Below are 9,877 nucleotides of genomic sequence, written 5' to 3'. Positions count from 1 at the left end.
CCCCCCCCCCCCCCCCCCCCCCCCCCCCCCCCCCCCCCCCCCCCCCCCCCCCCCCCCCCCCCCCCCCCCCCCCCCCCCCCCCCCCCCCCCCCCCAGCGGGTTCTCGGGAAGGGTCGGGGTCGGGGTCGGGGTCGGGGTCGGGGTCGGGGAAAGTAGAGGCAAGAGGCTGCCACTACCCCCGCGGCGCCACCTTCTCCAGCTCATCGATCGTCCCGGACATCACAGTCCGGACATGCTCGGTGAGCTGCTCGGCGGGCCAGTCCCACCAGGCGACGGCGAGCAGCCGCGCGACCTCGTCCTCGCTGTACCGCGTACGAATGAGCTTGGCGGGGTTACCGCCGACGATGCCGTAATCAGGGACGTCGTCCACGACGACGGCCCCGGAGGCGACGACGGCCCCGTGCCCGATCCGCACCCCGGGCATCACCGTCACACCGTGCCCGAACCAGACATCGTTGCCGACAACGGTGTCTCCCCGCCCCGGCAGCCCACTGATCAGATCGAAGTGCTCGCCCCACGAGCCGCCCATGATGGGGAACGGAAAGGTCGAGGGCCCGTCCATCCGGTGATTGGCGCCGTTCATGATGAACCGCACCCCCGTGCCGAAGGCGCAGAACTTCCCGATACGGAGCTTCTCCGGCCCGTAGTGGTAAAGGACATTGCGCGTCTCGAAGGCCGTCGCGTCATCCGGATCGTCGTAGTAGGAGTACTCCCCCACCTCGATCAACGGCGACTTCACCAGCGGCTTCAGGAGAACGACACGAGGCTGGTCCGGAAAGGGATGCAGCACCGTCGGATCCGCCGGTACGAGTTGCATGGACATATGCCGCCTTCCACATCTCTGTAGGGCCCCGCCTCGGTCAGTGGCCAGGCCATGCGGCAGCATAGGGCGGCCCGCAGCCGAACCCCATCGCATTTACGACCTGCACCGACCACCGGGAGGAACCCCATGGCGGCCCCGCATCCCAAGCCGGAAATTCTGGCCGCCTTCGAAGCGGCCAAGGGCTTCATGCCCGTCGGCGAGGGCCTCGCCCTGTACGCGGCGGCAGCGGAAGCGGCGGCACTCGGCCTGCCGCTCCTGGAGGTCGGAACGTACTGCGGCCGCTCCACGATCCTGCTCGCCGACGCCGCACGCGCGGCGGGCGTCACGGCGATCACGGTCGACCACCACCGCGGCAGCGAGGAGCAGCAGCCGGGCTGGGAGTACCACGATCCGGCGACGGTCGACCCGGAGGTCGGCCGGATGGACACCCTCCCCACCTTCCGCCGCACGCTGCACCACGCGGGCCTGGAGGAGCACGTGATCGCGATCGTCGGCCGCTCGCCGCAGGTGGCGAAGGCGTGGGGCGGGGCGCTCGGTCTCGTCTTCATCGACGGCGGCCACACGGACGAACACGCCACGGGCGACTACGAGGGCTGGGCCCCGCACATCGCGCAGGGCGGCTTGCTCGTGATCCACGACGTCTTCCCCGACCCCGCCGACATCATGACGGGCCAGGCCCCTTACCGCGTCTACCTCAGGGCCCTTGAGTCCGGCGCGTTCACCGAGGTCTCGGCAACCGACTCGCTGCGTGTCCTGCGACGGACGGGCGCGGGGAGCTGACCTCGCCGTCGGCGAGATGACGGGCTCGCGGCGGAGAGACCAGGGACGCTGCGGAGCACGTGCACGGCCCGTAAGGTGTCACCCGTGTCGTACGTCGGTCCGGAAAGCCAGCCCCCACGCCCGCCCCGCCGTTTCACCGGCGGCCCCCTCACCGTGACGCTCGCCGCGCTGGTGCCGACGTGCCTGGCGGGGTGGCTCATCTACGAGGCGACGAGCGGCCCCGGCGGGAGCGAGCCGCCCAGGACCCTCCCCGCGTCGAGCCGGTCCGCGTCCGCACAGGGCTCGTCGGCGGACAAGCCCTCCCCGTCGGCGTCCGAAAAGGACGACAAGGGCGACGAGGGCGACGAGGGCGACAAGGCCGGTAAGGGCAATGAAGCCGACGACAAGGCGAGCGACGAGCCGAGCGCGACCAAGCCGCCGAAGTCGTCGAGCGGCCCCGCGGCCTCCGGCCCCCTCAAGGGCAAGGTCGTCGTCATCGACCCCGGCCACAACCCGGGCAACGGCAGGCATACGGCCGAGATCAACCGCCTGGTGAACATCGGCACCAACCGCAAGGAATGCGACACCACGGGCACCTCCACCAACAACGGTTACAGCGAGGCCCAGTTCACTCTCGACGTCTCACGTCGCATGCGCACGCTCCTGGAGAAGCAGGGCGCCACGGTGAAGTTCACCCAGGACGGCGACCGCCCCTGGGGTCCCTGCGTCGACGAGCGCGCCCGCATCGGCAACAACGCCCACGCGGACGCCGTCGTCTCCGTCCACGCCGACGGCTCGGCGGCCGGCAACCGCGGCTTCCACGTGATCCTGCCCGCGTCGGTGAAGTCGGGCTCCGCGGACACCTCCAAGATCGTCGCCCCGTCACGCGCCCTGGGCGAGCGCGTCGCCGGAAAGTTCCTGAGCGCGACGGGCAGCGCCCCGTCCAACTACATCGGCAAGGGCACGGGACTCGACGTACGCAAGGACTTGGGCGGCCTCAACCTGTCCACCGTCCCCAAGGTGTTCATCGAGTGCGGCAATATGCGGGACGCCAAGGACGAGGCGTTGATCACCAGTGGCAGCTGGCGGCAGAAGGCGGCCCAGGGGATCTCCGACGGAATCGTGAGTTTTCTGCGGGGATAGCGCATCGATACGCACCGATACGCGTCGATGGGTCTTTATCCCGAGCAGACACCCCACCCGCGCGGACGATAATGTCCTCCGTACGATGGGGGGCCATCCCCGCGCTCCGCGCCGCGACCTGGGGCGAGCGACGCCTCCACCGACGAGACGACTGACGAAGGACCTGAAGTGAATATCCGCTCTCTCACTCGAGGCGACGGCGTGGTGATCGGAGCAGCGGTGTTGCTGTTCATCGCCTCATTCCTCAACACCCTTGACGCCGATGGCGGCGACAGCGACAAGCTCCCCAATGCCTGGGAGAACGGCAACCTGCTGCTGAGCGTGTACCTGCTCGGCATCATCGCTGCTGCCCTCATCGTGGTGGGCCGTGCACTGCCGCAGCCGCGCAAGGTCGCGGGCCTCGACCTCGGGCAGCTCGGTGTCGCCTTCGCGATCGCTGCTGCGTGGAGCTCGATCGGCGCCATCTTCGACGCCGACCAGTCCTACGGCTTCCTCTTCGACAGCGGCCTGGGCAGCGGTAACGGCGGGCCCGATGCCGGTATCGGTCTCATCCTCGGCCTGGTCGCCGCCCTGGTCCTGGCCGCCGGCGCGGTCGCGACCGCGCTGATCCCGGCCCTGAAGGCCCCCCTCATCGGCGCCCCCCGCCCCGCCGCCCCCCAGCCCTACGGCGGTCACCCGCAGGGCGGCTACGGCTACCCGGGCGCGCAGGGCCAGCCGCAGCCGGGCCAGCCGTACGGCGCCCAGCCCGGTCAGCCCCAGCAGGGTCAGCCCTTCGGCGCCCAGCCGGGTCAGCCGCAGCCGGGTCAGCAGACGCCGCCTCCCGGGGCCGCGCAGGCCACCGGTGAGTTCTCACCGTTCTGGTTCGCCGTGCCGGTGCCGCGTCCGCTGTACGCGGAGGACGGTTCGCCGACGCCGATCGCCGAACTGGCGCCCGGCACCTGGTACTTGGCCGTCGAGCAGCGCGGCCCCGGCCTGGTGGCCCAGACGCAGGACGGCCGTCGCGGCGTACTGCAGGACACCACGGGGATTCAGCGCGGCTGATCTCGCCCCCAGCTCGCGGCCCCTCGCCCTTCCGGGCGGGGGGCCGTTGTCGTACAGTCGCCACTCTGCACTGAACTGACGGCCCGTCAGAAAGGATCGGGGATGGGCACAGGTATGCGCCTGGGACTCGCTCTCGGCTACTGGGGGCGCGGCCCCGACCCCGGGCACGTGGCACTCGCCCAGGAGGCCGAGCGGCTCGGTTATGACTCCGTATGGACGGCGGAGGCGTGGGGATCCGACGCCTTCACCCCACTGACCTGGATCGCGGCGCAGACCTCGCGGATCAAGCTGGGCACGGCGGTCGTACAGATGGCGGCGCGGTCGCCGGTGACGACCGCGATGCACGCGCTGACCCTCGACCACCTCTCCGGCGGGCGGATGATGCTCGGGCTCGGGCTCTCCGGGCCGCAGGTGGTGGAGGGGTGGTACGGCAGGCCGTTCCCGAAGTCGCCGCTGACGGCCACGCGGGAGTACGTGGATGTCATCCGGCAGGTGCTGCGACGGGAGGGGCCTGTCGCCCTCGACGGACGCTTCCACTCGCACCCCTACCAGGGGGAGGACGGAAGCGGTCTCGGCAAGCCCCTGAAGCCGATCACGCATCCGCTGCGGGCCGATCTGCCGGTGCTGCTCGGCGCGGAGGGCCCGAAGAACATCGCGCAGACGGCGCGGATCGCGGACGGGTGGCTGCCCCTCTACTGGTCGCCGATGCGGTCCGATGTGTACGAGGCGTCGCTCGTGGGCGTGCGGGAGGGTTTCCTGGTCGCGCCCATGGCGCGGGCGAAGGTCTGCGACGACGTTGCGGAGGGCTTGCTTCCGGTCAAGGCGATGCTGGGGTTCTATATCGGCGGAATGGGGCACTCCGCGCGAAACTTTCATGCGGATCTGATGGCGCGGATGGGGTTCGAGGAAGAGGCGCGGAGGATTCAGGAGCTGTTTCTGGCGGGGCGGCGGGAGGAGGCGGTCCTTGCCGTTCCTGATGCTTTCGCCGATGAGATCTCGCTGGTGGGGCCGCGGGAGCGTATCGCGGAGCGGTTGGAGTTGTGGCGCAAGGGGCCGGTGACGGATCTGCTGGTACTGGCGCCGGACCGCCATACGTTGCGGGTGCTCGCGGAGTTGAACAGCTAGGCAGGGGCGGACCCTGCGGGGCTTTCCCCAACCCCGCCCCTTCCCGAAACCACGGGGCTGCGCCCCCAGGACTCCCAGGGCCCCCGACAAGATGGCCCCAAACGCCGACCGGGCCGAAATGAGTTCCGGCCCCGCACAGCAGCCCTCGGCCCTCAGCCCTTCGCCCTTCGCCCTTCGCCCTTCGCCCTCAGCCCTTCGCCAAGTCCCCGGCCGACGGCACCTTGTCCTTGACCTCCGCCCCCGCGCCCTTGCCCGCGTCCTTCACCTTGTTGATGACGTCATCGAAGGAGTTCACGACCGAGTCCGTCGAATCGCCCTTGCGCAGCTTCGACGGAAGGTCCTTCAGCGCGTCGATGCCCGCCGTCAGCGGCGCCACCGCCTTGGCCAGCGTCGGGTCGCCCTTGGCGTTCTTCGACGCGGCCTTGAGGCGGTTGTAGGCAAGCGTCCCCGCGAGCCCGGCCTTGATCAGGGCGAACTTCCGCCCGTCGGCACCCTTCTTGAACTTCCCCGCGCGAAACGGCTTCACGATCCACTGGTACGTCGCCCCCGCGGCGATCCCCGCGTTCGCCACGAACCTCGTCTTCGCGAACTTCTGCTTCTGCGCGGAGCTGGTCGCGGACGGTGTGGACGACGCGTCCGCGGTGTCAGCGGCGTCGGCGTCGTCGTTGCACGCGGTCAGCCCAGCGAGCAGGGCTCCGCACAGCACAGGGGCGACGAGCGACCGGCGTACGGTCGCGGCGGACAGCAACACGGGGACCTCCGGGAGTGGACAGCTCTCCCGGCAGCCTCACCCCGGACGGGCGGACCCGCCACCCGGGCGAGCCCGTATGGGTTTCAACAAGCCCGAACCCGGTACTCGGCCCTCATGTCCACCAGACAAGCACGTGGCAGCACAGCAGCGAGGGTCATCGTCATCGTCGCGGACGTCATGGCCATCATCCTCGGCCTGTGGATCCTCATGTACCTGTTGGACGCGAACCGCGCCAACGACCTCGTCCAATTCATCCACGACGTGGCCCGCTGGCTGGCCGGCTGGTCGCATGACCTGTTCACGTTCGACGAGGCCTGGGCCCGAGTTGTCTGCGGCTACGGCCTGGCAGCCCTCGTGTACGTCTTCATCGGCCACGCCATCGCAGGACGGCTGCGCCGCTACTGAGCACCGCAGCCAACACACCCCGACCCCCGGCACACCAGTCGCATGACCCGGGGGTCCGGGGGCACCCCCCGGAAGAACACAGCACGTTCGACGAGGCCTGGGCCCAAGTCGTCTGCGGCTACGGCCTGGCAGCCCTCGTATACGTCTTCATCGGCCACGCCATCGCAGGACGACTGCGCCGCTACTGAGCACCGCAGCCAACACACCCCGACCCCCGGCACACCAGTCGCATGCCCCGGGGGTCCGGGGGCACCCCCCGGAAGAACACAGCACGTTCGACGAGGCCTGGGCCCGAGTCGTCTGCGGCTACGGCCTGGCAGCCCTCGTATACGTCTTCATCGGCCACGCCATCGCAGGACGACTGCGCCGCTACTGACCCCCCGCAGCCGCCCCACAGCACTCCGGCGCGAGGCCCACCGGCAGGCGTTCTCCCGAGAACACCGCGCAGGTGGCCTCGTCGCCGCCCAGTGCCGCCACCGCGAGCAGCAGGGAGCCCGCCGTCCACGTGGTCAGTTCCTCGGGCCAGATCGCCTTGTCGTCGTAGACGTAGCCCGTCCAGTAGAGGCCGGACTCCGCGTCTCGCAGGTGCTGGATCGACTGGAGGATCTCCAGGGCGCGGTCGGACTCACCCAACACCCATAGGGCGAGGGCGAGTTCGGCGCTCTCGCCGCCCGTCACCCAGTTGTTGGGGATGACGCAGCGCACGCCCAGGTCCGGCACCACGAAGCGGTCCCAGCCCTCCTCCATACGGGACTTGGCCCCCGCGCCCGTCAACGCTCCCCCGAGGACCGGGTAGTACCAGTCCATCGAGTAGCGGTCCTTGTCCAGGAAGCGCTCGGGGTGGCTGCGGATGGCGTGGGCCAGCGAGCCCGTCGCCAGTTCCCAGTCCGGCTGCGCCTCCTCGCGCTGCTCGGCGATCGCCAGGGCGCAGCGCAGCGCCTGGTGGATCGATGAACTGCCGGTCAGGAGCGCGTCGCTGACCGGCGTCCCGTCCGGCTCGCGCTTCCAGCCGATCTGGCCGCCCGGCTGCTGCAGCGCGAGCACGAACTCCACCGCCGCCACCACCGTGGGCCACAGGCGGTCCAGGAACGTGTCGTCGCCCGTCGAGAGGTAGTGGTGCCAGACGCCCACGGCGATGTACGCGCTGAAGTTCGTCTCGCGGCCCCGGTCCGTCACGTCGTGCGGGTCGCCGTCGGCGTACGCCGCGTACCAGGACCCGTCCGGGTTCTGGTGCCGCGCGAGCCAGTCGTAGGCGCGGCCCGCCGCCGCGTGCTCGCCCGCCGCGTCCAGGGCCATGGCGGCCTCGGTGTGGTCCCAGGGGTCCAGGTGGTGGCCGCGGAACCATGGGATCGCGCCGTCCTCGCGCTGGACGGCCAGGATCCCGCGGACCGTACGGGTGGCCTGATCAGCCGTCAGGACACCGGGCAGGACCAGGTGTTCCGTCCGCTCCGGGCTCGTCACGCGTCGGTCTTGACGTTGGTCTTGGCGTTGGCCTTGGCCTTGGCCCCCGTGGTTCTGACGTCGGCCTTCGCGTCGGTCTTGACGTCGAACTCCGCGTCAGTCTCGACGTCGGACTCCGCCTCGGCCTTCGGCAGGTGCGGTTTCGTCGCGTACGCCACGAAACTCTTGCCCACGACCGGGTTGAGCAACTGCTCCGCCACCTTCGTCGCCAGTGGCTTCTTCATGATGTCCCAGACCAGGAGCTTGTGGTACGCCCGCACCGGCAGCGCCTTGTCGTTGTCCACGCCGAACGCGCACTTCAGCCACCAGTACGGCGCGTGCAGGGCGTGCGCGTGGTGCGTGCCGTACGGCTTCAGGCCCGCCTCGCGCATCCTGCCGAGCAGTTCGTCCGCCTTGTAGATGCGGATGTGGCCGCCCTCGACCTCGTGGTACGCGTCGCTGAGCGCCCAGCAGATCTTCTCGGGGCCGTAGCGCGGGACCGTGACCGCGATACGGCCGCCCGGCTTCAGAACGCGGACCATCTCCGCGAGTACGCCCTTGTCGTCGGGGATGTGCTCCATCACCTCGGAGATGATCACGACGTCGAACGAGGCGTCGGGGAAGGGCAGGTTGAGCGCGTCGCCCTCCATCGCCGTGGCGGTGGCGCCCGCCGGTGCCTCGCCCGCCTCCTTCATCGCGGCGAACCACTTGGCGACCTCGCGGATCTCCTCGCCGTTCTGGTCGAGGGCCACCACCTGGGCCCCCCGCCGATAACACTCGAAGGCGTGCCGGCCCGCGCCGCAGCCCAGGTCAAGTACGCGATCGCCCGCGGCGAGCGGGAAGCGGGTGAAGTCGACGGTCAGCATCAGCGATGGCTCCCGGAGTACGTCGGGGTGGTGGCCGGGGGGCGGCCGGATTGCGGGGCCGCGTTTTTTCCGGCGATCGCCGCGCGGTACAGCTCTGCGGTGCCCTGGGCGGCGCGGGCCCAGGTGAATTTGGCGAGAACCCGCTCGCGTCCGGCCGCGCCGAGGCGGATCCGCAGCTCACGGTCGCCGAGCAGCCTGCTCAGGCCCGCCGCGAGCGCGCCGGGGTCGGCGGGCGGCACGGCCAGGCAGGTCTCGCCGTCGGGGCCCGCGACCTCCGGGATCGCGCCGCCGGTCGTCGCGAGCAGCGGCGTCCCCGTCGCCATCGCCTCGGCCGCGGGGAGCGAGAAGCCCTCGTAGAGCGAAGGGACACAGGCGACCTCGGCCGAGCGGACCAGGTCCACAAGATCCTCGTCGGTGATGCCCTTGACGAACTCGATGGCGTCCTTGAGGCCGTACTTCTCGATCGCCTGCGCCACCGGGCCGTCCTCGGCGCGCTTGCCCACGACGACGAGATGGGCGGCCGGATTCTCGGCGCGAACCTTGGCAAGCGCCTCGACGAGATGGATGAGGCCCTTGAGCGGGACGTCCGCGCTGGATGTCGTGACGATCCGGCCCGGCACCTCGGGGATCGAGGGGTCCGGCGAGAAGAGATCGGTGTCGGCGCCGATGTGCACGACGTCGATACGGTCGTCGCGCACGCCGAGGTGGTCGATGATCTCCTGGCGCGATGTGCCGGAGACGGTGAGCACGGAGGGCAGGCGGCGGGCCACCCGCTTCTGCATGCGCGTGAACGCGTACCAGCGGCGCACGGACATGCGGCGCCGCCAGTCGGGCGCCGCGTCCAGGTCGAGCCCGCGGTCCACGGTGATGGGGTGGTGGATCGTCGAGACGAGCGGGGCGCCGAGGTCGCCGAGCAGGCCGTAGCCGAGCGTCTGGTTGTCGTGCACGACGTCGAACTCACCCCGCCTGGCGCGCAGATGGCGGCGGGCCCGCAGGCTGAACGTCGCGGGCTCGGGGAAGCCGCCGGTCCACATCGTCGCCACTTCGAGCGCGTCGACCCAGTCGCGGTACTCGCCGCGCTTCGGCGTGCGGAAGGGGTCGGGCGAGCGGTAGAGGTCGAGGCTGGGCAGCTCGGTGAGCTTGAGGCCCGCCAGGCCCTCGTCCAGGACGGGGTAGGGCTGTGCGCCGATCACTTCGACGCTGTGGCCGAGGCGGGCCAGCTCGCGCGAGAGGTGACGTACGTAGACGCCTTGGCCCCCGCAGAACGGGTTGCCTTTGTACGTGAGGAGAGCGATGCGCAGCGGTCGGTCGCCATCGGCGCCCTGCGGCCCCGTCCGGGGGCCCGCCTCCATGGCCTCAGCGGTCACTCTCGGCCCCCTTCTCCCTGCGGTTGTCCGCGAGGTTACGCCGGGACGGTAATCTAGAACAAGTTTCAGACTTGATCGCTGAATGATCGCTGAACGAGCTTTGAATCTACCGGCAGGTAGCCGCGCTGTAAGGCCCGGATCAGGTGATTCGCGCCAC

The 9,877-nt window shown here is 70.5% G+C and carries 10 protein-coding genes; 5 read left to right on the top strand and 5 right to left on the bottom strand.

The features are described 5' to 3' along the window. Positions 1 to 172: 172 nt before the first annotated feature. A complete protein-coding gene (locus ACZ5CR_RS08175; RefSeq protein ID WP_468854765.1) occupies positions 173 to 817 on the bottom strand; it encodes a CatB-related O-acetyltransferase in 645 nt (214 codons plus the stop codon). 132 nt (positions 818 to 949) lie between these two features. On the opposite strand from ACZ5CR_RS08175, the gene ACZ5CR_RS08170 reads away from it, so the two are divergent. The 4 genes from ACZ5CR_RS08170 (at position 950) to ACZ5CR_RS08155 (ending at position 4,891) form a co-directional block, all read left to right on the top strand. Next, positions 950 to 1,603, top strand: coding sequence for a class I SAM-dependent methyltransferase (locus ACZ5CR_RS08170; protein ID WP_468854763.1), 654 nt, complete (start codon positions 950 to 952; stop codon positions 1,601 to 1,603). Positions 1,604 to 1,687: 84 nt separating this feature from the next. Beyond that, entirely contained in the window at positions 1,688 to 2,725 is a 1,038-nt protein-coding gene (locus ACZ5CR_RS08165; protein WP_468854760.1) for an N-acetylmuramoyl-L-alanine amidase, read from the top strand. Between the two features lie 168 nt (positions 2,726 to 2,893). Further along, positions 2,894 to 3,766: a hypothetical protein gene (locus ACZ5CR_RS08160; protein ID WP_468854758.1), complete on the top strand. Its 873-nt coding sequence runs from the start codon at positions 2,894 to 2,896 to the stop codon at positions 3,764 to 3,766. Between the two features lie 114 nt (positions 3,767 to 3,880). Then, positions 3,881 to 4,891 carry an LLM class F420-dependent oxidoreductase gene (locus ACZ5CR_RS08155; protein ID WP_468854849.1) on the top strand — a complete coding sequence of 337 codons (1,011 nt, stop codon included), beginning with the start codon at positions 3,881 to 3,883 and terminating at the stop codon, positions 4,889 to 4,891. Between the two features lie 187 nt (positions 4,892 to 5,078). Here ACZ5CR_RS08155 and ACZ5CR_RS08150 read toward each other — a convergent pair whose 3' ends face one another. Beyond that, the gene (locus ACZ5CR_RS08150; protein ID WP_468854756.1) at positions 5,079 to 5,642 is read right to left on the bottom strand and encodes a hypothetical protein; all 564 of its coding nucleotides are present in this window, start codon (positions 5,640 to 5,642) and stop codon (positions 5,079 to 5,081) included. A gap of 114 nt (positions 5,643 to 5,756) precedes the next feature. Between ACZ5CR_RS08150 and ACZ5CR_RS08145 the strand changes: the two genes are divergently transcribed. Continuing rightward, complete coding sequence (locus tag ACZ5CR_RS08145; protein ID WP_451203177.1) at positions 5,757 to 6,047, top strand: hypothetical protein; 291 nt, start codon at positions 5,757 to 5,759, stop codon at positions 6,045 to 6,047. A gap of 369 nt (positions 6,048 to 6,416) precedes the next feature. Here ACZ5CR_RS08145 and ACZ5CR_RS08140 read toward each other — a convergent pair whose 3' ends face one another. Genes ACZ5CR_RS08140 through ACZ5CR_RS08130 form a run of 3 tightly spaced genes read right to left on the bottom strand, consistent with a single transcriptional unit; the run spans position 6,417 to position 9,720 of the window. Continuing rightward, complete coding sequence (locus ACZ5CR_RS08140; protein ID WP_468854753.1) at positions 6,417 to 7,508, bottom strand: prenyltransferase; 1,092 nt, start codon at positions 7,506 to 7,508, stop codon at positions 6,417 to 6,419. Further along, the gene (locus tag ACZ5CR_RS08135) at positions 7,505 to 8,353 is read right to left on the bottom strand and encodes a class I SAM-dependent methyltransferase (protein ID WP_468854750.1); all 849 of its coding nucleotides are present in this window, start codon (positions 8,351 to 8,353) and stop codon (positions 7,505 to 7,507) included. Before ACZ5CR_RS08135 ends, ACZ5CR_RS08140 begins: the two co-directional genes overlap by 4 nt. Next, the gene (locus tag ACZ5CR_RS08130; RefSeq protein WP_468854748.1) at positions 8,353 to 9,720 is read right to left on the bottom strand and encodes a glycosyltransferase family 4 protein; all 1,368 of its coding nucleotides are present in this window, start codon (positions 9,718 to 9,720) and stop codon (positions 8,353 to 8,355) included. Before ACZ5CR_RS08130 ends, ACZ5CR_RS08135 begins: the two co-directional genes overlap by 1 nt. Positions 9,721 to 9,877: the final 157 nt, after the last annotated feature.

This window comes from Streptomyces sp. NPDC031274 (assembly GCF_055570235.1).
The sequence above is the reverse complement of the archived record's forward strand: the minus strand, read 5'-3'. Positions and strand labels throughout refer to the sequence as shown.